Annotated in this window: 26 protein-coding genes; 14 read left to right on the top strand and 12 right to left on the bottom strand. The window is 63.3% G+C overall.

Annotated features, from left to right (window positions below):
* Positions 1-663: 663 nt before the first annotated feature.
* Both M2428_RS21005 and M2428_RS20995 read right to left on the bottom strand, forming a co-directional pair.
* The gene (locus M2428_RS21005; RefSeq protein ID WP_277527910.1) at positions 664-897 is read right to left on the bottom strand and encodes a DUF6480 family protein; all 234 of its coding nucleotides are present in this window, start codon (positions 895-897) and stop codon (positions 664-666) included.
* A gap of 270 nt (positions 898-1,167) precedes the next feature.
* The gene (locus tag M2428_RS20995) at positions 1,168-1,911 is read right to left on the bottom strand and encodes an SDR family oxidoreductase (protein ID WP_277527908.1); all 744 of its coding nucleotides are present in this window, start codon (positions 1,909-1,911) and stop codon (positions 1,168-1,170) included.
* Positions 1,912-2,091: 180 nt separating this feature from the next.
* Here M2428_RS20995 and M2428_RS20990 point away from each other — a divergent pair, with 180 nt between their 5' ends.
* From M2428_RS20990 to M2428_RS20970, 5 genes are all read left to right on the top strand, one after another.
* Positions 2,092-2,364, top strand: coding sequence for a hypothetical protein (locus M2428_RS20990; RefSeq protein ID WP_277527907.1), 273 nt, complete (start codon positions 2,092-2,094; stop codon positions 2,362-2,364).
* 381 nt (positions 2,365-2,745) lie between these two features.
* Positions 2,746-3,960 carry an epoxide hydrolase family protein gene (locus tag M2428_RS20985; RefSeq protein WP_277527906.1) on the top strand — a complete coding sequence of 405 codons (1,215 nt, stop codon included), beginning with the start codon at positions 2,746-2,748 and terminating at the stop codon, positions 3,958-3,960.
* Between the two features lie 9 nt (positions 3,961-3,969).
* Positions 3,970-4,956, top strand: a complete 987-nt coding sequence (locus M2428_RS20980; protein ID WP_277527905.1) for a redoxin domain-containing protein — start codon at positions 3,970-3,972, stop codon at positions 4,954-4,956.
* 13 nt (positions 4,957-4,969) lie between these two features.
* Positions 4,970-5,701: an alpha/beta hydrolase gene (locus M2428_RS20975; RefSeq protein WP_277527904.1), complete on the top strand. Its 732-nt coding sequence runs from the start codon at positions 4,970-4,972 to the stop codon at positions 5,699-5,701.
* Positions 5,702-6,616 carry an alpha/beta hydrolase gene (locus M2428_RS20970; RefSeq protein ID WP_277527903.1) on the top strand — a complete coding sequence of 305 codons (915 nt, stop codon included), beginning with the start codon at positions 5,702-5,704 and terminating at the stop codon, positions 6,614-6,616.
* Positions 6,617-6,765: 149 nt separating this feature from the next.
* On the opposite strand, the gene M2428_RS20965 is transcribed toward M2428_RS20970, so the two are convergent.
* Positions 6,766-7,113: a UBP-type zinc finger domain-containing protein gene (locus M2428_RS20965; protein WP_277527928.1), complete on the bottom strand. Its 348-nt coding sequence runs from the start codon at positions 7,111-7,113 to the stop codon at positions 6,766-6,768.
* A gap of 193 nt (positions 7,114-7,306) precedes the next feature.
* A complete protein-coding gene (locus M2428_RS20960; RefSeq protein WP_277527902.1) occupies positions 7,307-8,884 on the bottom strand; it encodes a cyclic nucleotide-binding domain-containing thioredoxin-disulfide reductase in 1,578 nt (525 codons plus the stop codon).
* A 1,474-nt stretch (positions 8,885-10,358) separates the two neighbouring features.
* Here M2428_RS20960 and M2428_RS20955 point away from each other — a divergent pair.
* Positions 10,359-10,553 (top strand): hypothetical protein, encoded by a 195-nt coding sequence (locus M2428_RS20955; protein WP_277527901.1) that lies wholly within the window; start codon positions 10,359-10,361, stop codon positions 10,551-10,553.
* Positions 10,554-10,873: 320 nt separating this feature from the next.
* The gene (locus tag M2428_RS20950) at positions 10,874-11,713 is read left to right on the top strand and encodes a hypothetical protein (protein ID WP_277527900.1); all 840 of its coding nucleotides are present in this window, start codon (positions 10,874-10,876) and stop codon (positions 11,711-11,713) included.
* A gap of 502 nt (positions 11,714-12,215) precedes the next feature.
* On the opposite strand, the gene M2428_RS20945 is transcribed toward M2428_RS20950, so the two are convergent.
* The 3 genes from M2428_RS20945 to M2428_RS20935 all read right to left on the bottom strand — a co-directional run bounded on the left by M2428_RS20945 (position 12,216) and on the right by M2428_RS20935 (position 13,967).
* Positions 12,216-12,653 carry a DUF5956 family protein gene (locus tag M2428_RS20945; RefSeq protein WP_277527899.1) on the bottom strand — a complete coding sequence of 146 codons (438 nt, stop codon included), beginning with the start codon at positions 12,651-12,653 and terminating at the stop codon, positions 12,216-12,218.
* A gap of 65 nt (positions 12,654-12,718) precedes the next feature.
* Positions 12,719-13,516 carry a hypothetical protein gene (locus tag M2428_RS20940; protein WP_277527898.1) on the bottom strand — a complete coding sequence of 266 codons (798 nt, stop codon included), beginning with the start codon at positions 13,514-13,516 and terminating at the stop codon, positions 12,719-12,721.
* Positions 13,517-13,769: 253 nt separating this feature from the next.
* A complete protein-coding gene (locus M2428_RS20935; protein WP_277527897.1) occupies positions 13,770-13,967 on the bottom strand; it encodes a hypothetical protein in 198 nt (65 codons plus the stop codon).
* A gap of 70 nt (positions 13,968-14,037) precedes the next feature.
* Here M2428_RS20935 and M2428_RS20930 point away from each other — a divergent pair, with 70 nt between their 5' ends.
* Complete coding sequence (locus M2428_RS20930) at positions 14,038-14,166, top strand: hypothetical protein (RefSeq protein ID WP_277527896.1); 129 nt, start codon at positions 14,038-14,040, stop codon at positions 14,164-14,166.
* Positions 14,167-14,177: 11 nt separating this feature from the next.
* Here the strand turns inward: M2428_RS20930 and M2428_RS20925 are convergent, their stop codons facing one another.
* Together M2428_RS20925 and M2428_RS20920 are read right to left on the bottom strand one after the other, a co-directional pair.
* Positions 14,178-14,549: a recombinase family protein gene (locus tag M2428_RS20925; protein WP_277527895.1), complete on the bottom strand. Its 372-nt coding sequence runs from the start codon at positions 14,547-14,549 to the stop codon at positions 14,178-14,180.
* 132 nt (positions 14,550-14,681) lie between these two features.
* On the bottom strand, positions 14,682-15,527 hold the full coding sequence (locus tag M2428_RS20920) for an enoyl-CoA hydratase/isomerase family protein (RefSeq protein WP_277527894.1): 846 nt from the start codon (positions 15,525-15,527) through the stop codon (positions 14,682-14,684).
* A gap of 812 nt (positions 15,528-16,339) precedes the next feature.
* Here M2428_RS20920 and M2428_RS20915 point away from each other — a divergent pair.
* From M2428_RS20915 to M2428_RS20905, 3 genes are all read left to right on the top strand, one after another.
* On the top strand, positions 16,340-16,633 hold the full coding sequence (locus M2428_RS20915) for a hypothetical protein (protein WP_277527893.1): 294 nt from the start codon (positions 16,340-16,342) through the stop codon (positions 16,631-16,633).
* 735 nt (positions 16,634-17,368) lie between these two features.
* Entirely contained in the window at positions 17,369-18,886 is a 1,518-nt protein-coding gene (locus M2428_RS20910; RefSeq protein ID WP_277527892.1) for a CYTH and CHAD domain-containing protein, read from the top strand.
* 92 nt (positions 18,887-18,978) lie between these two features.
* The gene (locus tag M2428_RS20905; RefSeq protein ID WP_277527891.1) at positions 18,979-19,143 is read left to right on the top strand and encodes a hypothetical protein; all 165 of its coding nucleotides are present in this window, start codon (positions 18,979-18,981) and stop codon (positions 19,141-19,143) included.
* A gap of 399 nt (positions 19,144-19,542) precedes the next feature.
* Here the strand turns inward: M2428_RS20905 and M2428_RS20900 are convergent, their stop codons facing one another.
* Positions 19,543-19,665 carry a hypothetical protein gene (locus M2428_RS20900; protein WP_277527890.1) on the bottom strand — a complete coding sequence of 41 codons (123 nt, stop codon included), beginning with the start codon at positions 19,663-19,665 and terminating at the stop codon, positions 19,543-19,545.
* Between the two features lie 21 nt (positions 19,666-19,686).
* Between M2428_RS20900 and M2428_RS20895 the strand changes: the two genes are divergently transcribed.
* From M2428_RS20895 to M2428_RS20885, 3 genes are all read left to right on the top strand, one after another.
* A complete protein-coding gene (locus tag M2428_RS20895) occupies positions 19,687-20,265 on the top strand; it encodes a hypothetical protein (protein ID WP_277527889.1) in 579 nt (192 codons plus the stop codon).
* A gap of 81 nt (positions 20,266-20,346) precedes the next feature.
* On the top strand, positions 20,347-20,568 hold the full coding sequence (locus tag M2428_RS20890) for a hypothetical protein (RefSeq protein WP_277527888.1): 222 nt from the start codon (positions 20,347-20,349) through the stop codon (positions 20,566-20,568).
* A 943-nt stretch (positions 20,569-21,511) separates the two neighbouring features.
* Positions 21,512-21,937 carry a hypothetical protein gene (locus M2428_RS20885; protein WP_277527887.1) on the top strand — a complete coding sequence of 142 codons (426 nt, stop codon included), beginning with the start codon at positions 21,512-21,514 and terminating at the stop codon, positions 21,935-21,937.
* Positions 21,938-22,471: 534 nt separating this feature from the next.
* Here M2428_RS20885 and M2428_RS20880 read toward each other — a convergent pair.
* Both M2428_RS20880 and M2428_RS20875 read right to left on the bottom strand, forming a co-directional pair.
* The gene (locus M2428_RS20880; RefSeq protein WP_277527886.1) at positions 22,472-23,092 is read right to left on the bottom strand and encodes a hypothetical protein; all 621 of its coding nucleotides are present in this window, start codon (positions 23,090-23,092) and stop codon (positions 22,472-22,474) included.
* Between the two features lie 1,287 nt (positions 23,093-24,379).
* Entirely contained in the window at positions 24,380-24,757 is a 378-nt protein-coding gene (locus M2428_RS20875; protein ID WP_028275079.1) for a hypothetical protein, read from the bottom strand.
* Between the last annotated feature and the right edge of the window lie 541 nt (positions 24,758-25,298).

The following is a 25,298-nucleotide window of genomic DNA, read 5'->3' as shown; positions in this document are numbered from 1 at the left end:
AGACCCCGGCCAGACCGGGCAGGCGGTCGCCCAAGGACCAGCAAAGCATGCGCCGCTGCCCCCGTCCAGCATTCCGTTGACGTGTGGATATGGCAGTTTGATTCAGGACCGGTGTGACGGCCTGAACCAGGACCACCTGCCGTTCCGTTGCAGGAACCCTCTACGGGGGGTTCCCGGCCCAATCTGGGACTAATAGTGGAACGAACGGCAAACTGCCATATTCAATCGACGGTGAAGTGGGATCTGACCGGGCAGCTGGGCGCCCTGGCGGCGACCGGCATTAGCATCTTCGTGGAATAAGAAGTCAGGGGCCACTGTCAGTTTGCGAAGTCGCCTGCACTGGCCGATGCGGGATGAACGCTCCGGTGCGGCTGACTGCTGACACTGGGTTGTCCGAAGTCGTTTGTACCAAGCGACCTTTCGTCCGAAGGCACCAGCACCATGGGCGCCGGCTGCTGATCATGGAGACTACTATTCCTCACGCACCCGCGGGGACCGCTCCAATCACGGGCGGCACAAAGAAGCTGGAGAGAAGCGCCCAGGCCGGCGCGGCCGTCATGCCGTAGCCGAAGCGGCAATCGATTTGACGGAAGGTCCATTATCGGCGCTTTCACGGTCCTGGGGTGATCTGTCCGTGATCGATCCGGCAGCCCCGAGGGTGCGCTAGTCGAGCAATCCCACGATGTAACCGATAAAGTACAGCAGCGACAACAGGACCACTGCCGCGATCCCGGCCATCCAGAGAATCTGGGTGCCCATACTCGTGCCGTTTTCATCGTGACCCTGCGGTCCGCCTGTCGAGGCTTCGGCAGGAGGGGTCTCGCCTGGCGGCACGCCGCCTCCCGGCTCCAGGCCGGTGATCTTGTCCTCATACGGGTCGGGATTACTTCCTGACACGTTCACTCCCTGGGTTGCAGTGCTGATGCTTTGATCCGCATTTCACCAAGCGCTCACCTAGTGCGTTGGTGAGAATGCGCGTTCCCCGCGTCCTGATTCCGAGACGAGGGTGCCAGTTGCATTCTCTGGTTCGACAATGCCTGACGGATGGAACTGGACCAGCTCCGGGATCGCGGACGCGGCAACTCGTCGCAGCCGTCCCTTCGCATCGCGGAGTAGGGTGCAGGGCGGCTTTCGACGTCTCCTCGAAAGCTGATACGGCTTTGTCGATTACTGCTGTTGCAACCACTCCTCGAAGCGGCTGTTGTAGATGGTCGCTTCATCGCCGGGGAGCAATTCGCGTTCCTCCAGCAGTAGGTCGAAGTAGCGTGCGGTGGGATCGGCGACGACCTCGCGGGGGTCCACCTTGAAGTTGAGTCCCCTGCGGATGAGATCGTCGAGCCGGAACTGTTCGGGACCGGCGATCTCGACGGTGGCGTTCAGCGGAGTACCCACAGCGGTGCGGCCGACTGCGGTGGCTACGTCCTCAGCGGCTATCGGTTGGATCAGTGCGGGTGGCAGACGAACCGTGTTTCCCTGGGTTGCAGCCTGTGCGATGCTCGTGACGAACTCGAAAAATTGCGTCGCATGAACAATCGAGTACGGCAGGCCTGATTCTTTGATGAGCTTCTCCTGCTCGATCTTCGCTCGAAAGTAGCCGCTTTCGGCCAGACGCTCAGTCCCGACCACTGACAGGGCAACGTGGTGGCCGACGCCGGCTCCCTTCTCCGCCGCGAGCAGGTTGCGGGTGGAGGTACTAAAGAAGTCCATCACCGCCACGTCTTCGAACGAGGGCGAATTCGACACGTCGACAACAACGTCTGCTCCCTGGAGTACATCCGCGAGGCCTTGGCCGGTAATCGTGTTCACCCCCGAGTTGGGGGAAGCGGCAACCGCTTCGTGGCCGTGTTCGCCGAGCTTGCTGACGAGTTTTGAACCGACGAGCCCGGTTCCGCCGATAATTACGATCTTCATGACTTCCTAGGTTGCACTTTCGTTTGTGACACTGAACGGAGCCGCTGTACGGCAGGGTGCCCTGTTCCGGGTACTGTTCCAGCCGCTGGGGCACGGGCCGCCTGGACGCTGACCCGCAAAGGCGTGGGATTCCCCTGCCTATGCGGTCTTCTACATGTTCCCGAATGCCTTGCGGAGGACATGGATAGCCTGCTCAACGGCGGCCGTGGCAGCGGCGCTTTCGCGCACAGGATTCAACATCATGAAATCGTGGATGATGTCGTTATAGCGTGCGCTGGTGGTCCGGACGCCTGCTTCGACGTCAACTATATGACCCGCAGAACGACCGGACCTAGGTACAAATACCCCAATGAATGCGTGACGAATGATGTGGTGACGCATCAGCAGGAGGCCATCGGCGTGGTCATTCAGAAGGCCTTCCGCGTGCGCCGCCCCGCGAGTAGCATTCAGTAATCCTCGTATGCGCTGATGCCGCCACGAGGCTTGTCTCGTCATCCGATGACGTTCGTCAGCATCCCGGATGGTTCACGGAAGTCTGGGATTGCTGCGGTCGACGGCACATGAGAACTGGTCTACGCCTCGACCCCCCTCACATCATCCGATACCGCAGGGTAAACCTCCGATGATCAAACGAGCCGTCGACCCGGCCGACATCGCTGCTGGTGACGATCCAACGCACGACCAGTACGGCAAGTGGAATGTTCGAGACCGGGGGCGGCAACAACTCGTCGAATACAGGCCGCGGGGCCCGAGAAGAGCGCCACGCTCCAAGGCGAGGGAGCAAGTTCGGCGCGTGTGAATACAACCGCGCCTGGGAGAAGAGAAGAGGAGACCATGACCGCCACGACAGGTAGTCCGACCGATCAGAGCTCGATCCGACCCTTCCGCAGTGACTTCCCACAGGAGGCATTGGAGGACATGCGTCGCCGGATTGTCGCGACGCGCTGGCCGGAGCGTGAGACGGTGACGGACGACTCGCAGGGAGTGCCACTCGCGACTATGCAAGCGCTCGCCCGCCACTGGGCCACCGATTACGAATGGCGCGCATGCGAGGCGACCCTCAACGCGCTGCCGAACTTCACCACCGAGATCGACGGGTTGGACATTCACTTCATTCACGTCCGCTCTCAGCATGATGGTGCGCTGCCGCTCATCATCACGCATGGGTGGCCGGGCTCGATCATCGAACAGCTGAAGATCATCGAGCCCCTCACGAACCCGACAGCATATGGTGCGAGTGCGGACGATGCGTTTGATCTAGTGATCCCGTCGTTGCCCGGCCACGGGTTTTCCGCCATACCGACCGACACCGGGTGGGATCCGTCCCGCATCGCCCGTGCCTGGGTCGTGTTGATGAAACGGCTCGGTTACGACCGGTTCGTGGCCCAGGGCGGCGACTGGGGGGCAGCAGTCACGCAGCAGATGGGCCAGCAAGCGGCCCCGGAACTGCTCGGAATCCACTCGAACATGCCTGGCACGGCCCCAGCAGACCTCGACGGCTACTTGCGCGGCGAGCCGGCGCCCTCCGGCCTCTCGGACGAGGAGCAACGTGCCTACGACCAGTTGAGCGCGTTCTACGCCAAGCATGTCGCGTACGCCCTCATCATGGGCACGCGTCCGCAGACGATGTACGGGTTCGCGGACTCTCCGATCGACCTTGCGGCGTTCGCGATCGACCACGGCGACGGAACCGGCCAGCCTGGATTGATTGCGGAGATCCTGGACGGGCGCTTGGCCGGAGACCTGACGCGGGACGACATCCTCGACAACATCACGCTCTACTGGCTGACGAACACCGGCGTCTCGGCCGCCCGGCTTTACTGGGAGAACACGGCGTCGTTCTTCGATGCGAAGCCCATTACGATCCCGTTCGCCATCAGCGTGTTCCCCGACGAGCTCTACCAGGCCCCAAGGAGCTGGGCCGAGCGCGCCTATCCGAACAACCTCATCTACTACAACCGGGTTGACCGAGGCGGCCACTTCGCCGCATGGGAACAACCGCAATTGTTCTCATCCGAGCTTCGCGCAGCGTTCAGATCCCTGCGCTGAGGGCCCAAAGTGTTTCGGCACCGCAACGACCTGCCAGTCGAAGGGGTACTGCCCCCGTTCGACGGAGCCACCACTTGGCTCAACTCACAGCCCCTGGCGCCGGCGGACCTACGCGGCCAGGTCGTGCTCATTAGCTTCGGCACCTACACCTGCATCAACTGGATTCGCTCGCTGCCCTGGATACGCGCATGGGCCGACGCCTACGCCGATCGCGGGCTGACGGTCGTCGGCGTGCAGACGCCCGAGTTCGACTTCGAGGGCGACCTCGCCAATGTGGCCCGCGCCATCAATGAGATGGACGTCCGCTACCCGGTCGCGGTCGACAACGACTACGCCCTCTGGCAGGCGTTCGACAACCACTACTGGCCGGCCCTGTACTTCGCCGACGCCAAGGGCCAGATCCGGCATCACCACTTTGGAGAAGGAGAATACGAGCAATCCGAGATGGTCATCCAGATGCTCCTGCGCGAGGCCGGCACCGACATCGAACAGGGCCTGATGACCATTGAGCCCCAGGGCGTCGAGGCGGCGGCCGACTGGTCCAGCCTGGGGTCGCCGGAAACGTATCTCGGCTACGGACGTGCAGTCGGACTCGCCTCGCCAGAACCGGTCGTCCCCGACGATCGCCAGCACTACTCCGCGCCGGCCGTATTGCGGCGCAATCACTGGTCCCTGTCAGGCGACTGGCGGATCGGCTCCGTCGGTGTCCGGCTCAACCAGCCCGATGGGGCGATCTCCTTTAGGTTCTTCGCCCGCGACCTCAACCTCGTGATGGGCCCGCCAGTGACGGACAAACCGGTACGCTTCACCGTCCTCCTCGACGGCGAGCCGCCGGGGCCAGCCCACGGCGTCGACGTCGACGGTCACGGCAACGGTACGGCCGAGTATCAGCGGATGTACCAACTGATACGTCAGCCCGGGCCGATCCGTGACCGGAAATTCACGATCACCTTCCGCGACCCCGGGGTCGAAGCCTTCGTATTCACATTCGGATAGCCCAGGAGGAAAAATGACATCCGAACCAGCACCCGCTCAACCGCTCACAGTTGTGCTCGTCCACGGCGCGTTCGCCGACAGCTCCAGCTGGAACGGCGTGATCGAGCTTCTTCAAGCCGACGGAATCCAAGTGTTCGCCGTCGCAGTCCCGCTTCGCGGCATCTCTTTCGACAGCGCCTACCTCGCAAGCGTGTTCGCCCAGATCCCCGGGCCTGTCCTCGCAGTCGCCCACTCCTACGGCGGCGCAGTCATCAGCAACGCCGCGACGCAGAGCCAGAACGTCGCCGGCCTCGTCTTCGTGGCCGCCTTCGCCCCCGACGAAGGCGAGAAGCTGAGCGACATCACCGCCGCCTCCAAGGACAGCGTCCTCGGCGCGGCGTTAGTGCCACGCCAGTACCCGACAGGCAGCGGAACCGGAACAGAGTTCTTCATCGACCCGGCGAAAGCCCGTCACGCATTCGCAGGAGACCTGACCGACGTGCAGGCCGCATTGATCGGCACCGTCCAGCGACCGGTCACCGACATCGCGTTCGGGGAACCGTCCGGTGCACCGGCGTGGAAGACCCTACCCTCATGGGCGGTAGTGGCCACCGCCGATCGTGCCGCCGGGACAGACGTCACCAGAGCCCACGCCGAGCGGGCCGGCGCCGCCATCACCGAACTGGACGGCTCACACGTCATCATGATGTCCCAGCCCCAAGCCGTGGCCGACGTGATCCGATCGGCAATCGCAGAGGTCAGCTAAATGGACGCGGCCACGTTCGGGCCAGTCGACCAGATCGACGCCGGCGTGCTGAACGTCGGATTCGTGGACATCGGACCCGCCGACGGTCAACCCGTCGTTCTGCTGCACGGATGGCCCTACGACATCCATAGCTACGCCGACGTCGCACCGGCGCTCGGCGCTGCCGGCTATCGCGTGATCGTGCCGCACCTCCGCGGCTTCGGTACAACCCGCTTCCTCTCCGACACCGCGACGCGCAACGGCCAGCAGTCCGCCTTGGCTGTCGACACGATCGAACTCATGGACGCACTCGGCATCGAGTCGGCGATCATCGCAGGATTCGACTGGGGTGCACGGTCCGCGGACGTCGTCGCCGCGCTCTGGCCCCGCCGCTGCACGGCCCTGGTGTCCGTCAGTGGCTACCTGATCGGCAATCCGGCAGCGAACGCGGAACCGTTGCCGCCATCGGCAGAGCTTTCGTGGTGGTATCAGTTCTACTTCGCGACCGAACGGGGCAGGGCCGGCTACGACAAGTACCGCGACGACTTCGCGAAGCTGATCTGGCACACCGCCTCACCCAAATGGACCTTCGACGATGCGACGTTCGACCGCAGCGCGGCGTCCTTCGCCAACGCCGACCACGTCGACATCGTGATCCACAACTACCGATGGCGACTCGGGCTGGCACCAGGCGAACCCCGTTACGACGGCTTGGAACAACAACTCGCGACCAGTCCGCCCATCACGGTGCCGACGATCACCCTCGAAGGTGATGCCAATGGCGCACCCCACCCGGACCCGAGCGCCTACCCGGCGAAGTTCACGGGACAGTACACGCACCGAACCCTCTCCGGAGGAGTCGGGCACAACCTGCCGCAAGAGGCACCCGAAGCCTTCATCGAGGCCATCATCGAGGCCGACAACTTCTCGCCGTAACGACGAAGTCAATGCCCGTGACCCTAGTCGCGAACAACGGGACCAAGGCTTGTGATGAACTCGAGCAGAGCGGCCATGTCCCAGGCAACCGCGGGGACGCCTTCACCAAGGGCTCTGACGCGCCTAACGCCCGGCGGCCCGGTCCGGCGTCAGTGCAGCTGGTCCTCCCAGTCGCTGGGCACCCGCGAGGCCGGCCCAGGGACGGTCTGGTCCGCCGGATGATGGGCCGGTGGCGCCAGTTCCGGACCGACGAAATAGGTAGAGCTGCGGTAGTCCCAGAACCAGTCCTCGCCCGGTTCGAAGCTGCGGATGATCGGGTGCCCCGTTGAGCGGGCGTGGGCGGTGGCGTGTTGGGCCGGCGAATTATCGCAGCAGCCGATGTGGCCGCACTGGGCACACCGCCGCAGGTGCAGCCACCAGCCGCCGCCGGCTTCGCATTCAACGCAGCCGGTCCCGCTGGGCGGGACCGAAACATCGATGCCGGGGGTATCGCCCATGGCCGCCTCCTCATCGGGGTATGCGTGGATCACGCCCAACTCTACGCCGGACGGCAGGCCCAAGGGAGAGCTATACCCTGGGGTCACGGGCCGGGCGTATGCCGCAACCTGTCGGGATTCGTCTGGTGCGCAGCGCTGTCCAGCGGTCGCTCGCGACAGCGGAATTCCGCCGATTCTCGATTTGGTTCATGGGCTAAACGTGGAATCCGATTGAGGCATGGACTGATTGGACGGCGCTCGCTCCCTCTCCGACCGCTGCGGCGACGCGCTTCATTGAGCCCCGGCGGACGTCGCCCGCGGCGAACACCCCAGGGATGCTGGTTTCGAAGGGCAGCGGCCGCCGCCCTAGGGCGGACCAGCTTCCACCGAGTTCGGCCGGAACCAGGTCCGAGTCGGTAAGGATAAAACCTTCGTCATCGAGCGCGACTCCATTCAGCCAGGCGGTGGCGGGAACTGCGCCGATAAAGCAGAAGAGGCCTGCGCATTCGATAAGCGTGCGGATCTCCGATTCCCGTTCCGTTATCTCAACAGCGGCAAGATGGGTTTCGCCCTGGAGGCCCGACACCTCAGTCGCGGTGTGGATGGAGACCAGTGGTTCTGCGGCCAGCCGGTCTACGAGATAGCGGGACATGTCGGCGGCGAGATCAGCACCGCGGACGACGAGGTGGACGGCGTTTCCGCGCGACGCAAGATAGAGCGAAGCCTGTCCGGCCGAGTTCGCGCCGCCGACAACTGCGACCGGTTTACCGGCACACCATTTTGCTTCGAGTTCAGTGGCAGCGTAGTAGATTCCGGCGCCTTGGAACTTTTCCCAGTGGGTCAGGGGAAGAGACCTGTACCGGGCGCCCGTGGAGATGATCACGGCGCGGCTTTCGAGGCTGGTGCCGTCGGTCAGCGCGAGACGGATTACGCCGGTGTCAACGTCGAGTGCTGTGACCCCGCACGGTGCCGATAGCTGAGCGCCGAACTTGAGTGCCTGCACGATCGCTTTCCCTGTCAGGTCCGTCCCGCTAATGCCGGTGGGGAAACCGAGATAGTTCTCGATTCGCGAACTCGCGGCAGCTTGTCCGCCAGGACCAACCATGTCGAACAGGACAGTTGCGAGCCCCTCCGATGCGCCGTAGACCGCAGCGGCAAGTCCCGCCGGGCCTGCGCCAATCACTGCTAGATCCACCTTTTGGTTGGCCGCTCGACGGTACGAGAGTCCGAGTTCGCGGGCCATGATCTCTGCGGTCGCGCGGCGCATCACCTTGCCGGGGGTGATGACGACAGGGAGGTCCGCGGTCTCGACCTGCACGGCGAGCATGAGCGCCTGCCCGGCAATGGAATCGGCCTCGATATAAAGATGGGTAAGTCGTAATCGCGCCGCGAATGTCCGCAGTTCCAGTGAAGCTGCGGAGTGACGGCTCCCCACGATCTCGACGACTCGGGCAGCTGAGTTGTTGCGAAGGAGTTCTCTCCGAGCGAGAAAGGCGCGCAACAGAATATCGGAAAGCTCGGCGTCCTCAGCCATCAGCCGACGAAACTGGGCCGGCGGAATCCTATGAATTCGTCCCGCTTGCACCACCAGCCCCGTCAGGTACACGGCTTGACCGGTGAGCAAGCTCAACTCACCGATGAAACGGCCGGGCCCATGGCTGACCACGATCTCCTCCGGTGCATCGTGGGTGGCGGCCCGGATCAGATCCACCGCTCCCCGCTCAATGACGATGAGATCGTAGGTCTCGTCGCCCGCCCGGAACACGGTGTCGCCGACGGCAACGTCCTGCACAACGGCGTAACTCCAGAGGCGTCTGATCTGCTCGGCTGAAAGGACCGGGAAGGCGACACCTGCGGTCGCATCGACAGGGATTTCTTTGGGCATCGGAAAACCATTCTCAGTGATGGGACTCGACCGTTCCCCGGGGACCGGAGAAACGACCGCTAACTCTGTTGTGGCGGAGGCCCGAGGTCGACAGCGGCTAGCAGGTCACCGAGCTTAATGTCGAGAGATGCTCCGACCTTCGTCATACCAGAGTTGTCACAGCTTGCCAACGCCGAACGGGCGGTCGATCGAACAGGCTGCTGTTCCGCTCAAACTCTCATACATCTCCACGCGAAACGGCACACGTCCATGGCGACCAGGGCGAGCAGATGCTCCAGCAGCCACTTGTCCCACAGACTGTGGGACAAGGGCCCTAGGGACAGCCTCACTAGCCTGAACCAGTCCGCGGCACGATCTGTTGCGCCGCGGCCTGCTGCGCCCATCGAGGAGCAACGGCCTCCGCAGGGACCAGCCACCGATTGCGGATACCACGTCAAGCTAGGTTGTCGAGGGGTCCGCTATCAGCGCTTTCACCGTGCTGGGGTGATCTGTCCCTGATCGATCCGGCGGCCCCGCGGACGCGCTAGTCGGGCAATCCCACGATGTAACCGACAAAGTATGCACGCACTGCGTCGTGACGGAAGTATCACGAGGGAACCATCGAGGAAGAGACGGCGCTGGCCTGGCACAACGTCATGTCGATCGCCCGCGCTGCCGGCTTCGCGGTCGAGGAGATCGTATACGTGCAGTGTGTCATCGCTGACATCTCCGACTACAGCAGTCTGAACGCGTGGTGGTAGCGAGAGTTCCCCGACCTATCCACGGCTCCGGCCCGATTCAGTTTCCAGGCAGGAGCCCTACCTTTCGGCGCAAAGTGGCCGTCCGCGCCACCTGAGGCGACTACGCAGTGATGCAGGTTGACGGGGCCCCTCATGCGGAAACAAATCCAAAGACCCGACAAATGACACAACTCCCCCTGCTCCAGGGCCCTGAGCACCTGAGCACCTGAGCACCTGAGCACCTGAGCACCTGAGCACCTGCATGAGCGTTGGCGGCCGGGAGGGACGATGTCCACCCCCTATCTGCGGATCACGCCGGATTTTTTGTTCTCGGCAACCATTCAGACTGATCGGCGCCCATCGGTTGCAGCACTGTGGTGGTGAATCCCTGCGGAAGTGATGAGAATTCGATCTGATCGGTCATTCCCTGGTAGGTGCAGAAAGGGTACGTCGGTGCCCAGCTGACCCGCCCAGACCCGACCGGCGCTTGGACCGGGGCGGTCGCCGGAATCAAAATCACAGTCCAGTGAGGCTGAGGAGCCGCGGGCTGGTCCCGAGGAACCAGGGCCACGGACAGTTGGGCGTGGCGCCGCCCCGGTCTAGGCTCTGCCTCAACATATGAAGGTCAGAAGCATGGAGCTGTTCGGCAATACGGTTTGGTCATGACTTCCAGAGCTGTCGTCTTCGCCCTTGCCGGCACCGTGGTGCTGGTGTTCGCCGCGCCCTACGTCCTGGCGTTGTTCGGCATGGCTCCGAACGGAACCGAAACCCTGTTGCTCGTCGCAGGGCTCTGGGCAGCATGCTGGGTATCGACCCGAAAGACCGCCAAGGCAGCACCCCAGAAAAACGGCAAGTAACCGGAGGAGAATGTCCGCATGCCCATGGATTACGAGATGTACTCGTGAAGTCTCCGGCCCTCAGCACCTGCCTATGCAAGGGCGACGTTGTGGGCCCTCGGGTTATTCAGGACGGGCGGATCCGCCACCACGGGCAACTTCACCTCGGATGACGTGTTCCGGCTTAATCCCTTGGAGCGGGCCGTGAAAAGGCGAGGACATGCCCGCGGCTGGTGCGGCCCGCTGCCTGGATCGGAGGGCGAGCCGCTTGCGCCGACCTGGACCAGTGACATGTGAGGGCCCACCCCGTCAGCAGCCGCGCTGCGGACTAGGCTGAGGCCGTGGAACCGATTGATGCTGAGCGTGGAAGCTGGCTGCGCCCCTCGCTGGACACCGGCGGTCAGGATCTGAACGTCGTGCCGCGCGGCTTCCCTGCCTATGCCCGGGTGTTCCATCCGGCGCGAAGGGATCGGCCCACGGGCGAGGACGGCGGGCCCGTGATGTGGGCTGAGGTGGCCCGCGTCTTCGGCAAGACCATGCACCCGCTGGCGCAGTACCACCGGCTGGCCGGACCCGAGGTCGGGGAACACCGGGAGGTTCTCGACTCGAACGGGTGGCGGTACTCGGAACCGGACCAGGGAAACCTCGCCGTCCACACCCTCGAACCGGTGGCAACGGTCCTTTGCAGGCACACCACCACGCCGGACAGCGGTGTCGCCGCGGTCTGGGAAGGCTGGGGCGGGTTCACAGGCTCAGCGGGATACCGGCAGCTGACTGCGGTCCGGGGCCGACTTCCGGGGATCCTTGGGAAGCTCACGGCGGCGCACCGCTCCGGGGCCGGTCTGCTGCCCGCAAAGACAATGAAGAACTCGCGGCTGTCACTCCCGGGGCGCGACTATTACCTGTTCGCCGCCGCCCCGCGGACCTTCACGGACGGCCCGTGGATTCAGGACGCCCCCTGGAACCGCGACCCGTACTGGCCGCAATCACCGAACCTGCTCTGGCCTGAGGACAGGGCCTGGGTCATGGTCACGGAGATCGACTTCGACTCCACCATCGTCGCCGGCAGCCCCGGCCTCGTCGCAGACCTCATCGCCGATCCGCAGATCGAAGCGGTCCAGATCAACGAAGGTGCCGACCTGACCAGCAACGCCGACGAGGTAAATCGGCCGGACGCCTAGAGCGGGTGAGGGATGCAAACAGGCTCACCGGGGCCAGAATCCCGGCGCCGAAGCCGGGATTACAACAACCTTCCCCGACGGTCCCAGCCGGCCCGGCGGGCTTCCTCCTCATCCAGAAGGGTGAGTCGTTTCTCCGGACCCGGAGCAGATACAGGAACTGCGCCACGCTAACCGCGAACCAGGCCGTGTAGATCCAGAAGGATACGGCGTCGAATCCCTTTTCTGACCAGAGCTTGTTGAGGGCGAGCAATGCACTGACCACGATCTGTCCGCCGGCGGACCAGGCTCCGAACTTCCAGGAGCCGCGAGTCATCCGCGGCTCCATGCGCTTGCGCCCCTCACTGGTCGGCACGGCGCGCCTCTAGAACCGCTCATTGATGAGCTTCAGGCCAAGCTCGCCGGTGGCGAAACGAAGTTGACCTCTGTCAGTTCCGAAGGCCACGATCCTCCAGCTCGCGAGGCCGCTTCGGGTGCGGCTCGACTTGGCCTTGGGCAACAGCCGTCAGCTTCCCTCTGCGTAGATGCCTCGGAGCACGGCTTCGAAGATCGGCCGGAGCTGCCGGGGGTGGACTGTGGCGCCTGCAGCCTTGAGGACTGCAGCGTCGACGTCGGTCAGGAACGAATCCGGGGACGCATAGCCATCGGGAACACGGATGTACCAGCTGTATCCCCGCGGACGCGGCGGCAGATCGGCTGCCCGCAGGTATTCGTCGATGTCGTCATCGACTCCCTCCCGGTCCGCAGCAGTGAACGGCTCCTCGAAATGCCGCCGGACCCCGGCTTGCTCGGTATAGCCGGTGACGGTCCTTCCCGAGTCCGAAGACGGGCGGCGGCGCAGGTTCTCCGCTCCGGCTGCCCATCCCATGAGCGCCCCCCAGCCGTTCTCAGTAAGCTCCACCCATGCCGCGGATGGCTCCGCCTCCGGCACGTCACTCCACATGGCTACTCCTCATTGCTGATGCGTGTGGCCCTGCCTCCACCTTGGCAGGGCCACACGCTGTCTTGCTAGGGGAATTTGCAGATGGCGGTGCCACTGCAGTTGAACGTCATCGCTGCCAGGTTCGCGGCCTTGTATGTCGGGTAGCCGGCCGGGGTGAACGACGTCTGGAATGAGCCGTGGTAGTTGTTGCTGTTGTTGAGGCGATTTCCGTAGATCAGCGGGTAGTCAACCCGGAAACCCGGGGAGGTCGTCGTCGGGCTGACGTTGTTCAGCTTGTGGTTGCCGCAGATGAGGGGAATGAACGTGTGCTCGGTGCATTGAACCTGTGTCGAGCTGAATGTCAGTCGGGGGCCATTGTCCCAAATGACCGTAGCCTTCCACTGTGCCTGGCGGCCGTTGAGGCTGGTGCGAAGGATGGCGTCATAGGATCCGATGGCGCCCCTCTGGTCCCCGTAGGCTGCGTTGCCCTTGGTTTCGGCGATATAGTTGGTGATTTTTCTGTTGCAGATGGTGCCGAATTCGCACCAGCTGTCGTAGTCGTCGGCCTGGGTCACGATTCCTGTCCGGGGCTGGGTGACGGCCGTGGTGTAGTCGGTCGACTTCTTCTTCACGAAGGTGTTGACCTGGCGACCCGCAGCATCCTTATTGATCGTGAGGCCTTCTGCGTTGCAGACCCACTGCCGGAGCTTCTGCTTGACTGCCTGGTCGACGCACGGCTGAAGCCCGGGCAGCACTTTCACATTTGCCCGGGGGCTGGAAGCCGTTGGCGAGCTTGTGGTCGGTGCGGCCTCGGCCGGGCTGATGAGCGAGATGGAGAGAAGGAGGATGGCGCCAAGACCCAAAGCGCCCCTGAGAGATGACATGGTGCGGTTGAACATACTTTCCCCTCAAAGCAGTTGGTTCAAATCACGAACCATTGCCGGCGGCAACGGTTCACCGTCGTCACACCGCACTGCTTGAAAAGCCAGCCCAACCGTTGACTGCACTTCTGTTTGTAACCGGTCTTCGCTTTGTCCCCCAGCACCGCGCGAACGGATGAGTAAAACCTAAGGTGCTTGGTGAGGCCCGTCAATCCCCTGACCTGCGGGTTCTTTCAGTTCCTGCCAGTCCGGCCGCCTACTTCAGCCAGGCCGACAACGGGGTCTCGTGCGAGTTGCGGCCCCCGGCGGTGGCGACGGCGCCAGGATGAAGTCGCGGAATTCCCGGTCCGGGTCGGAGCGTTCCGATGCCGATGAGTCCGCCGTTGGTGCCCGTGAAGAGCGACTCCATGCCCATCTTGACGATCTCGGTGACCTTGTTGTATTCCTTGCCCATGTACCGGCCCTCATGTGTGCGGCAGGTGGCGTCGACGCGCGCACAGGCCCGGGGCCGCATACTCAAGGGCATGAGAAAAATGACGCGCAGAAGCTACCCGGACGGAACGATGGTCGTGGAGGTCGAAACGACCACGGGCACGGAAATGAGCCCTGCTGGGCTCGCCGTCGAGCGGGCAATGGAGCCTACCGCCGCTTAGGGTGTCAGGTTTCAGGAGACTCCGAGCATCTTGCCGATGTCGGAGGCGCTAGTGCCTTTGCCATTGAGTTCCCTGGCCCGGGCAGCGGCAGCGTCGTCCACTTTGCGGGGCCCTCCACCGTGGCGGTTGTTAGCCGCGGCCGCGGCGAGAACAGCCCTCGTGCGATCGATCATCGTGTCCCGCTCCAGCTGCGCGAACGCGGCCATGACCGTCAGCATCGCGGTGCCCATCGGCCCGGTTGTGTCCAGTCCCTCCGTCAGCGAACGGAAACCAGCTCTCTGTTCCCGGACAGTCTCGATGACGTCCAGGACATGCCGGGTGTTGCGCCCCAGACGGTCGAGCTTCCACACCGTGAGCACGTCACCGATCTCTAGCCGGTCCAAGGCCTTGGAGAGTTACGGGCGTTCCGCCTTCCGGGCTGTCTTCGCTCATCGGAATGCCTGATGCACGGAGGCTCCGCGCGAACACTCGGATGCGTGGCGACCTGGTCCCGCCGATACGGAGGCGCCGTTGGATTACGTCGCCAGACCATCGATGATGTTGGCGAACTCCATTTCCGCGTGTCGGGTTTGCAGGCCATGGTGCATGGCGGCGTTGATGCGGTGTTGCGTCTCTGCGTTGCGCACCTCCTCGCCGAAGAGATCGGAATCTCGACGGAAGTCATCGGTCGGCGCGAGGGTGATCGCGTTGATGCGGTCTTTAATCGCGAGGACGCCAGCGGGAGGAAATTGCGCGATCCGCTCGGCGAGGGCCCGAACGAACGCACCGAGCGCATTAGCGGGCAGGGCTCGATTTATCCAGCCGTAGCGTTCGGCGAGGTCTGCGGAGTAATCCTCGGCGCTTAGCAGGACTTCGAGGGCGCGTGCGCGCCCCATGAGCCGGGCGAGGTACTGGGTTGCGCCGCCGCCGGGGATTTGACCGAACGCCGACTCGAACTGCGCAAAGACGGCGGACTCGAGCGCGGCGAAGCGCATGTCGCACGCCAGCACGAACTCGCTGCCTCCAGACCGTACACGACCCTCGATCTGCGCGATGGTGACGAGGCGACTTGCGCTTAGGTAGCGGAACAGGAGCGCAATTGAAGGGACTCCAGTCAGCTTCGCCGCTTCTTGCCGGTACTCCGGGATCCGCGTCAGGTCGACATGCGAGATGAAGTAGTCAGGGTCACCGCTCTTGAACACCACCACCCTGCAAGCCGTGTCTGCTTCGGCTCGCTGGATTAGCGAAACGAGATCGCGAACCAGCTCCGGACCCAGGAGGTTCATGGGTGGGGCGAGGATCTCGGCGAACAGGACCGGTCCGTCTCTCTGCACGGTGATGGTATCGAAGGTCCAGGCACCCGGTGTCGTGGAGGAGCTCACGCGGGAAACGTCCGGTGGTCGTCCGAGAGGTATGCGTGGATGTCGGCTGCACCTTCGGCCGGGTACTCGAACTTTCCGGACTCCTGCACGTCGTTCAATTCAACCATGCTCATCTAGACTCCGTAGTGGTTGCCATCCAGCCAATCCGACTCGCAATTGACGCAGATCATGCCAGCAATGCGGCTGCTGGACAAGACTGTGCTTTGACTGCCGGCGACCCGGAGACGTAGCGCGTCCCGCCGGATCTGAACCCGACAAGAGGTCACGGGCACCGAAGGCCCCGGTCACGGCGACCAGGCAACGGCGAACCGCCAACCGATCAGCTATCAGACGTTGCAGCCCCTGCAGGCAAGCTTCAACGCGCGTCCCGGCCCCGGCGCCTAGCCGGCTCGTTCGACCTCATCCCTCCATCATGGCTCGACTCACCCGAAACGAATTCTCCTGGCGCATCTCCGACCACTACCCGCTCTAGGCCGAATTTCAGCTCAAGTAAGGCTGGGGCAAACCTGGCCCGCCCGCCGAAGAACGCTGTCAGACTCTATGAATCTGAAGGAAAGTGTCAGTCAGTAGCACAAGCGACCGTAGCCTGACTCGAATGCCGGCCCCTTCCTGACGTCAGGTTGGGTATACCCCAACCTGACAGTTGATAACTTCGACCACTAAAGCGAAGTTGCCGGAGTCCGCGCGTTTCCGCAGCGTACCGCCGTGTAACGCAACTCACAAAAAATCTGGTTGCCTGCAGCCATCAAAGGTATTCTTGGGGTGAGGTCCTGCAGACGGCCTCTCCGTGTTTCGTAGAGAGCTTTGTTTCTATGACCACCAAACTCGCCGTCACTGTCTCCGTTGACATGGACGCCAGCTCCGTCATTGTCCGGCCTTCCGGCAGACTCACCTCCGACAACGTACGCGGTCTACTTGCCGTGGTGCGCCGCGCCGAACGGATCCTGCCGGGATTCGCTGTTCAGCTGGACCTAAATCAGCTTCGCTGCGACTCCCATGAAGCGCTCCGGGCACTTAAAGATTCCGGGGCGGAAACTCTCGCCACACATCCGGAGAGCACCCGTCACAGGGGCCGGCCCGACGTCGCACCGAGACTAGCCGCATGACCAAATCAGTCGGCCCGGAGCACCCCGAGCGGGTATTCCACAGATACGGAGCTTGGCCTCTGGTGCCAGCTGATGACCTCCGCAGGCTGCGCCACAGTCGCTTCGCCAAGTCCAGAACGCGGACGCATCACATGCGAGTTCCGAGCTCCTCGTCCTGATCGAGCACGAAGTTCATCGACGCAGGTTTGCCGCGCAAGGATCCCACTCTTCCCGGCCCCTATCCGGGACGGAATGACCGCCACGGATAGGGCCCAGCGAAGGATTGGGGGTGGGCCATATTCGTGGGTGTCACACTTCGCCGACTGGCAGAGGCCTCCTGACCTCATCTTCATCCTTCGCCGCTGACCTGACGCGAAGAACCGCCGTTTCGCTTTCAGCCCGCCTGTTTTGCAGCGGAAACAAGACGCCGCTACCTCTGCCGGCCAGGGATTCCCCTCAACGAGGGGAAATACCGCGCTAAGGGGACCTCAGCGGCCGGACCTGCCCGCGCCCGCCGCGATGACCGAGGACTCAGAACGAATCGCGCCCGCATGGCAACTGTCGGCTGATTGGCCGGGGCCAGGCCGGGTTCGATGCCTTCGGCAGCGCGCCGGACGCGGCCGACCCAACGTCACCACGGCTCTGACTGACAACAGCGTGTCCCCTTGAGAGTTCGGTCGGCTCCGTTGGTTCGACCGGGCGGGGCGGCTGTGGTTTGCTGCTGTCATGCCGTGGTGGCGGACGTAGAATTCCGGTATGTCCACGACACGCGTTGTTGAGATCGAACGGAAGTTTGATGTCGAGGAGAAGGCCCTTCTTCCTTCGCCCCAGGACCTGCCCGGCGTTGCCCGGGTGGACCAGCCGGTGGAGCACCGGCTGGAGGCCGAGTACTTCGACACCGAGGACCTGCGCCTGGCGTCCGCGCGGATCACCCTGCGCCGCAGGACCGGCGGAGAGGACGCCGGATGGCACCTGAAACTTCCCGCAGGACCGGACGAACGGACGGAATTCCGCGAACCGCTCGGAGGGCAGGCCGGCGGCGTCCCCGACGCCCTTCTCGGGCTGGTCCGTGTGCACACCAGGGACCGCGCGCTGGTGCCGGTGGTCCGGCTGAAGACAAGGCGCGTCGTGTATCGGCTCAGGGACAAGAAGGACGCCGTTCTCGCGGAGTTCTGTGATGACCGGGTGCAAGCCGAGACACTGGGACCTAATCCGGTCACACGGAGCTGGCGGGAGTGGGAGATTGAACTCGTCACGGGCTCCCGGGCCCTGCTCCAGTCCGTGCAGGACCGGCTTACTGGAGCAGGCGTCCGGCCCTCCGCCTACCAGTCCAAGCTGGCACGCGCCCTGAACCTGGATCCTGCCTCCACGGAGGCGGTGCCGGCGCCGAAGCGTAAGGGGCCGGCCGGAGATGTGATGCTCGCCTACCTCGGGCAACAGGTGAAGGAACTCAAGGACCAGGACCCCCTCGTACGGCAGGACGCCCACGACGCGATCCACAAGATGAGGGTTGCCACCAGACGCATGCGCTCGGCGCTGGCAACGTACCGGAAACTGCTGGACGACGCCGAGACGGTGGGTTCCCTGCGGAACGAACTGAAATGGCTCGCCGGCGTCCTCGGTGAGGCCCGTGACGCTGAGGTCATGCACGCACGCCTGAAGGACATGGTCGCCGAAGAACCTGGCGAGCTGGTCATGGGACCCGTCATCCGCCGGGTTGATCTGGAACTCGGAGGTGCCTACCAGGAGGCCCACACCAAGGCACTGGAAGCATTGGACGGACAGCGCTACTTCCGGCTGCTCGACGCCCTCGAGGCCCTGATCGCCGCCCCGCCCTTCGCGCCGCTGGCATCCAAACCAGCGGTCAAAGTCATCCCCCGCATGGTCCAACGCGACATCAAGCGGCTGCGCACTGCGGCCCGGGAAGCCAAGCGGCATACTGCCGGGACCGGTGACCACCCGGCCCTGCACGAGGCCCGGAAGGACGGCAAACGGCTGCGGTACGCAGCCGAAGCCGCCGCCCCCGTCAACCCAAAGCAGGCCGCCCGCCTGGCCGACGCCGCCCACAGCGTCCAGAAAGTCCTCGGTGACCACCAGGACAGCGTCGTCACCCGCGAGCTCCTGCGCCGGCTCGGAGCCGAGGCTTTCACCCTGGGCGAGAACGGATTCAGCTACGGACGGCTGCACGCGCTGGAACAAACCGCCGCACTCGAGGCAGAAACCCGCTTCCACCGCGAATGGAAAAAATTCCCCACCGTCTCGCTGCAGGCATGACACCACCAGCTCCGGTCAAGGGCCTCACGACGCCCGGCGCCGCCGGGAGTCCTAAAAATCAGCCCCGTGCGCGGACGATGTCGAGCTCGGCCATGTCCACCAAACGCCGCCCGCTGGAGCTGCAGATCCCGCACAACTACTTCACGCTCTGGATGGTCAGCCCCTCCCGGGACCTTGCCGGCGCCCGTGCCGTGGACCGCTTCAAAGGCGGCCCCGCTCCCCTGCTGCGCGCGCTGGAATCCTACCACTGGCGCTGAAACTGGCTCTTGACCGCGCCGGCGGGTGGGTAGCGTTGGCCCATGGGACTCATTTACGACAGCCCGGACCTCGCGGCCCTGACGCTGACGCGGCTCGCCGCGGAAGAATCCGAAGGACCCGGCGCCCTGGAAGGGCGCATGCTCGACTATCTGGGCGACCTCGAGCAGCGCAACGGCCCGCATGGAGGCTGGCTCCAAGCGTTGGATTCATGGAGCCAGCCTCTAGAGGGGGTGACATTTCTGGCAGAGAATGCCGTGCGGCCGGCGCAGGTGCGACACCAAGGGCCAGCGGCAAGTAGGTCATGGGAAACTCGTCGACTTAATTCGTGCCGAGGACTGGATTATCGGCTGAGCCCGCACGCCACTACAGCCCGGTGGCCGCTGAGCTCGGTATTAGACTCAGTTCGCTTCGAAGTAGGCCACCATGGGGGCAGCAGCCAACTCGCTGGTGGCCCCTTCGGATTTGAGAATTTCGCCGACTGTAGCCGTTAGGACCATGGCGGCGTATTTGTGCGCTTCCAAATGTATCCCCCAGGATGCACAGTGTTGTTGCAGCTATTGCTGCGGGAGCGGTTTCTGGCGCTACTCGCGCTGTACGCAACCGCCGGCACCATCACCTCGGTGGCCGTCGGGGATCTATCCCGGGGCTTCGGCCTCACGACTTCTGACGCTGAACGTGCAGCCGATTCGGCCCGGCGGCGTTACGCTGACGCCATGAAGAACCGGTCCCTCGCCGCGCTGATGATGGTGCTGCCGCTTATGCTCGCCACCGGCTGCACCCCGGCACCCGTAGCCTGCCCCGCCGTCGGCTTCGTCAACCTGGACGCTGTGCAGCTCGATCTCTCGGGCGTTTCCGGCGCCCTCGCCGTCTCCGCCTGCTTCGGAACCAATGACCGCTGCACCCCGGTGCCAGTCACCCGCGACAGCTCCGGACGATGGATGGTTCCGCAGAAGTCGCCGTTCGTCCAGCCCGACAACGCCCCGGTCCCGATCTCCCGGATCCGCGTCGTCGCCACCAGGCCGGACAAGTCCATCTCCGATCACCTGTACGGGATCGAGCACACGCCGCCGCGCGGAGGCTGCGACAACACCTACGAACTCATCCCGGTGAAGGTCGCCTGAGCCACCCGGCCGGTCCCGTCCCCTCCCGCCGGCCCTGGCTAAGCGCTGTTCTCCACGAGGGCTTCTGACAGAATGGCCGGCATGATCGAGATGCCGCCGCCGCCTGAGCCGCCTGAGCTGGAACCGGATAAGATCCGGGCCCTGATCGACTACGCGGACAAGCAGGCCGCATACGTGGAAGCCGAAATGAAGCTGATGCGCGAGCTAGGCAGGACAACTCCGGACGAAGACCTGAGCGAACTCGTCGCAGGCTGGAAGTTCACCGCGCAGGGCCTGCGGGACAGCTACGACGGACAGTTCTGAGACAGAGCCACCGCGGCGGTAATCGTTGGCCTACAGCCCACCGAGCACACAAGAAAGCCCGAAGCGCCGTAAAGGCACTTCGGGCGTTCGCCTTATCGCCAATCCCCTAGCCGGCCTTGCTGATTGCCCAGCGGCCGCCATCGGCCGCTGGGCAATCCGCAAAGACGTCCTTACCTCGAATTCTGCAGCTAACCCGGCCTGACCGCCCGCTGCACGATCCCTCAACGCACACGCTCACCGCCGACGCGACCGGCCTACTCTTGCCCCGACTCGATAGGAGTGAAATGGGCGCTATCGCTCAACTTCCGTTCGCTTCTGCGGGACGATAAGGCTGCTGCCATCACGAAGACGACGGCACAGGCGACCGGGATAGCCAGGGTATCTGGAGCTATCGGACTGAAGTTTCTAACTGTCCATGTGACGCCCAGTCCGAGTGGGATGGCCGCAGCAGCCACCCAAAGCCAGAACGTCCAGTTCGGCACCGACGGGTCGCTGTGGTGTCCCATGGCCGAAGCTTAATCCCGAGGCAAGCAGAACGCACGAGATCTAGAAAACCCGGCGGCCCCAATGCGGACTAAATGACCGATCAGGGATCCTCTTGGGGACGCTCATGCATTCTCTCAACTTGTTGCCCATGGTCTCTGGCTCGGGACTGCGTCAGGCTTCGGGGGATGCCTTTGCGGCGGAAGCCGCCATTCCCAATAGCCCGTTGATCCGGTCCTCAAAAGTCTCTTGGGCTCCGAAAAATGCCTGATCAGTCAACCGGAAACCGAAGGTATCAAATGCGTGAGCCTCAAGCCAAGTAGCCCTCCTGCCCCAGCCCGGAGATCAGCCAGTACGGTTTGATCTTCGGGCTTCTTCCTGTCCAGCAGCAGGTCCGCGATGCGACGGTAGGCTCAGGGAAGTCACCGGGCACATCACGAGAGGGAAGGCGTACGGCAGCATGAAGAAGGATGAGTCAATCTTTGAAGAGGGCATCGAAACCGACAAGGGCAAGTTCACGGCGGAAGACCTGCGGTTGGGCAAGATCGTCTCCAGGCACGCCGGGATCATCGTGTGGGGCGGACTCGCGCTCTGCGTCGGCACTGCAATCTTCGCCTTCCTGAACGTTCCGTGGGATACCCGGATGCCATACGACGGGAAGTACAATAGGCAGGGCACTGGCATCCCCATGCAGATTGCGATGCTTCCCATCCCGCTTACCCTGATCGGCCTCGTGCGTGACGGGCGGAAGCCGGATTCTCACCACATGCGTCACGGCTCTCGGGTAGCCACCTATATCATGGTCGGAGGTTGGGTGGCACTCTGCATCTGGGGCCAGTGCGTTATGGCCCAGTCGATCCTGGAGGCTGGCGGAGCTTTCCACTAGCAGCGAGCACAAGAAAGCCCGGAGATCATCCAGTACGGTTTGATCTACGGGCTTCTCTATGCCCTACTCAACGATGTGAAGGCCGGTCTGGTACTGATCGGAGATTGCGACCCTGCGCTTGACTGCTTCGACCTGCAGCCTTCTCGGGGTCCCCATCGGGAACCTGGCTTCCGGACTCGGCATCAGCGGTGACGACAATTCCCCAATGAAACGGCCGTTGGATGCAAATACTCGCGAGTGGCAGCATAGCCAGAAGGCTACCCCCGGCCTCGCGATACTCAGTTCAAGGTGGACCGCGCCGCGACTGCTTGGAAAGCGGCAGTTCCGCGGTGACCTGCTCGGTAAAGGATCCTTTGCTGGGACACCTCCCTTCATCTGGCGGCTTAGGTGGGAATCAAGAGCCGGGCCAGTCCCTTCGTCTGTCTGGAAGCGCTATTTGGACGGCTATGGGTGGTGACTCCACGGACCAACACTCCTTTGCGCCTCCTCGTTGTCATCTGCCTCAGGTAGACGCTTCATTTTGCGAACATATCGCTACCAGTCCTTTCGGAGTGTCTCGTCCGGAACGACATAGGAGCTGGAGTAGTGAACCCAATCGTCCCTGCGTCCCTCCCTGAAAAGGCGGTCTGCAACAATCTGGCACTCCTGCCAGTCCTTCCGGGAGTCCTGCGGCCCATAGCCGACAGCTTGACCGAGTTGATCCAACGTCACCAGCCGTGTGACTCCCGGCGCAGTCGCTACTTCGTAAATGAAGGTTCCTTTGAGGGAGAACCATCTATTGCGGACGGGAGTTTCGATCAGACGGAAGTAAGTGCCTCCATTGGCGAACATGGCAGCAGCCGCGCTCTCTTTCGATTCCGGCTCAGCATTGACGAAATCCGTGAACTTCTGGAGAAGTTCTTCGTACTCGGCGTTGAGGACTTCATCCACCGCGCCGTCCTTCTGCACGTACCGGTCACTGAGGCTTCCGCTGCCGCCCTTCGTTGACGAGCGGAGCCACAGTCGAACCTGCTCCACAGACTCTTCCGATGGTTCGCTCTGAAGCGCTCTGGCAAGCGATTCGTATTTGAGCGCCACGACAGAGAGATTCATGTGTCTTAGCAGGGACGCAAATCGCATCATGTCGGCTGCCAGTACTTCAATGTCCGTTTTCATCAGGCTTCTTTCGCGGGGTCGGGGTAAAGCTAACCACGGGAGGACGTCGCCTTCACGGTATCCCGGTCTGAGGAAGCCGATCCCTCTCGGGAGCCTCAGAAGGCCGCCCGTAAGCCGCCCGTAAGCCGATCCTTCAACGGACACTGCATTCATCGGGTCGCCATCACGGTGTCGCACCAGCTTCCACCCGTTTGTGGTTTGTTACTCTTGCCCGTCCGTGCCCCGTGCCAGCTACTAGGCTGGCGCCATGGAATCGTTGCCCAATGCTGCGCCCGGTGAATGGCTCAGGCCACTGTTGGATACCGTGTGGCATGACATGCACGCTGTGGTGCCTCGGGGCTTCCCCGCCTACGCCAGGATCTTCCATCCGGTGGTGCGGGACCGCCCCCGGGACACCGGCACGTGGCACGGGCATCCCCGAACGGACGTCTTCCCCCTCGACGAGGAACAGGTCCGCTGGTCTGTCGTGGCGGGTGCGTTCGGGACCAAGATGCACCCATTGGCGCAATTCCACCGACTCCTTGGGCAGGTACCCAACCGGCGGGAAGTCTTTGACAGCGAGGGCTGGCGTTATTCGGAACCCCTAACCGGCAACCTCGCACCGAACATACTGGCAGCACTGGCTGCCCGCCTCTGTGAACACACATCCACGCCAAACGAGGGGGTGTCCGCGATATGGGAAGGATGGGGAGGTCTGACAAGCTCCATCGGCCACGCTCAGCTCACTTTCTCAGACGACTCGACGCCTGGGGAAAATGCTCCCGATTCCGCCGCCCTGGACAGTGGGCCTGGTCAAGGCCTGCTACCGGCAGAGGTGATCAACGGCGAAACACTGACCCTGCCGGGCCGCGCCTATTACCTCTTCAATGCCGCCCCACAGTTTTACCGTGACCCGGGTTGGGTGAATCATGTGCCCTGGCACCATTCCCCACAATTCCCGCAGTCGCCGAGCATCCTATGGCCGGCGGACAGAAGCTGGGTCATGTTGACGGAAATTGACTTCGACTCCACGATAGTCGCGGGCAGGCGCGAACTCGTATCGGCACTAGTGCGGGATCCCGCCATCGAGGCACTGCCCCTGGATAAGGGAGCAGACCTGACGCGGGACGCTGACCTTCCAAACCGTCCCGAGCAACGGCCAAACGCTGGACTTCAGGCCCGGCCATAGCGCCGGTACCGTTGCTACCAACTCCTTAGACGGCCCACTGAGTCTGTCCCGAAAGGGATCCATGACCGCCGACACGAAACGCCGAGGCTAGTCGACGCACCGGATCGCGTCGCAGACGTTCACGGCTGGGCGTGACGCTCCAACGCGTCCAGAGTCGTCTCGGGCGATGTGTTGAAGCAGAAGGTGATTCCGGGCGATTCCGCATTGCACACGTTGATGATCCGTTCGAAGAGCTCGGTGTACTCCGGGATCATCCTGATGCCGCCCCCGATCATCACGAGGCCGAAACGGTCACGACCGAACGCCGAGCGAATCTCTGCTTCGGCCTCGTCCGGGGAGGTGCCGATCAGGCAGTTGACGGCGTCGAAGCCGGCGGCCGTAGTGGCCCCGAACCCCGCTTCGATCCGTTCGGTCATCGTGGCCTCGTCGAGGCCAGGAGGCAGCTTGCTATAGTCGAGGGCTCGCGCGTGGATGCCGATCATGAGGATTCGAGTCATGGGCCTCATTGTGGCATGCACGCCTCACCAAGGAATTAGCCAAACCGCACCACCAATCAGGCGGGCCCGCTGGATCCTTGCTCGACCCGCCCCGCCCCAGATGAGCTGTTCCTATAGTGCAGAGGACTCCTGACGTTCCGTGCAGACGACTTCGGAAAATGACATCGGTGGGCCGGCCCCAGGTTGCGACCGCCCGTTAGACGGTGGCTCAGCGGGCGCTCGGATGCCCCTAAGCCGATCCCTCAGCGGGACATAAGGGTGATTTGTGATTACGTTAAAAATCGTGGGTTAGCTTTTGATTGATCGTTGGGGTGCTCTGGGGATTGAGTAGGATCTGTACAGCAGTCCCTACCCTTAGGTAACTTTTTTGTACCCGAACGGTCGGGGCGGGCAAGGAATGCATCAGGATGCTCTCAACTTGCCCGCCCCATGTTACTGGTGTTGCTCTGGCCGTCTCAAGCTGTCCGACGACCAGGTGTTACTGATGTTGCGCTGGCCGTCTCAAGCTGTCCGACGACCAGGTGTTACTGATGTTGCGCTG

This window comes from Arthrobacter sp. ES3-54, from assembly GCF_029504395.1.
In the GTDB taxonomy this organism is placed as follows: domain Bacteria; phylum Actinomycetota; class Actinomycetes; order Actinomycetales; family Micrococcaceae; genus Arthrobacter.
The sequence above is the reverse complement of the archived record's forward strand: the minus strand, read 5'-3'. Positions and strand labels throughout refer to the sequence as shown.

Excerpts from the sequence above, each read along its gene's own strand:
- M2428_RS20995 (WP_277527908.1), bottom strand. The coding sequence starts at position 1,911 with ATGAAGATCGTAATTATCGGCGGAACCGGGCTCGTCGGTTCAAAACTC.
- M2428_RS20990 (WP_277527907.1), top strand. The coding sequence starts at position 2,092 with ATGGATAGCCTGCTCAACGGCGGCCGTGGCAGCGGCGCTTTCGCGCAC.
- M2428_RS20985 (WP_277527906.1), top strand. The coding sequence starts at position 2,746 with ATGACCGCCACGACAGGTAGTCCGACCGATCAGAGCTCGATCCGACCC.
- M2428_RS20975 (WP_277527904.1), top strand. The coding sequence starts at position 4,970 with ATGACATCCGAACCAGCACCCGCTCAACCGCTCACAGTTGTGCTCGTC.
- M2428_RS20970 (WP_277527903.1), top strand. The coding sequence starts at position 5,702 with ATGGACGCGGCCACGTTCGGGCCAGTCGACCAGATCGACGCCGGCGTG.
- M2428_RS20965 (WP_277527928.1), bottom strand. The coding sequence starts at position 7,113 with ATGGGCGATACCCCCGGCATCGATGTTTCGGTCCCGCCCAGCGGGACC.
- M2428_RS20955 (WP_277527901.1), top strand. The coding sequence starts at position 10,359 with ATGACTTCCAGAGCTGTCGTCTTCGCCCTTGCCGGCACCGTGGTGCTG.
- M2428_RS20945 (WP_277527899.1), bottom strand. The coding sequence starts at position 12,653 with ATGTGGAGTGACGTGCCGGAGGCGGAGCCATCCGCGGCATGGGTGGAG.
- M2428_RS20940 (WP_277527898.1), bottom strand. The coding sequence starts at position 13,516 with ATGTCATCTCTCAGGGGCGCTTTGGGTCTTGGCGCCATCCTCCTTCTC.
- M2428_RS20935 (WP_277527897.1), bottom strand. The coding sequence starts at position 13,967 with ATGGGCAAGGAATACAACAAGGTCACCGAGATCGTCAAGATGGGCATG.
- M2428_RS20930 (WP_277527896.1), top strand. The coding sequence starts at position 14,038 with ATGAGAAAAATGACGCGCAGAAGCTACCCGGACGGAACGATGGTCGTG.
- M2428_RS20915 (WP_277527893.1), top strand. The coding sequence starts at position 16,340 with ATGACCACCAAACTCGCCGTCACTGTCTCCGTTGACATGGACGCCAGC.
- M2428_RS20910 (WP_277527892.1), top strand. The coding sequence starts at position 17,369 with ATGTCCACGACACGCGTTGTTGAGATCGAACGGAAGTTTGATGTCGAG.
- M2428_RS20905 (WP_277527891.1), top strand. The coding sequence starts at position 18,979 with ATGTCCACCAAACGCCGCCCGCTGGAGCTGCAGATCCCGCACAACTAC.
- M2428_RS20890 (WP_277527888.1), top strand. The coding sequence starts at position 20,347 with ATGATCGAGATGCCGCCGCCGCCTGAGCCGCCTGAGCTGGAACCGGAT.
- M2428_RS20885 (WP_277527887.1), top strand. The coding sequence starts at position 21,512 with ATGAAGAAGGATGAGTCAATCTTTGAAGAGGGCATCGAAACCGACAAG.
- M2428_RS20880 (WP_277527886.1), bottom strand. The coding sequence starts at position 23,092 with ATGAAAACGGACATTGAAGTACTGGCAGCCGACATGATGCGATTTGCG.
- M2428_RS20875 (WP_028275079.1), bottom strand. The coding sequence starts at position 24,757 with ATGACTCGAATCCTCATGATCGGCATCCACGCGCGAGCCCTCGACTAT.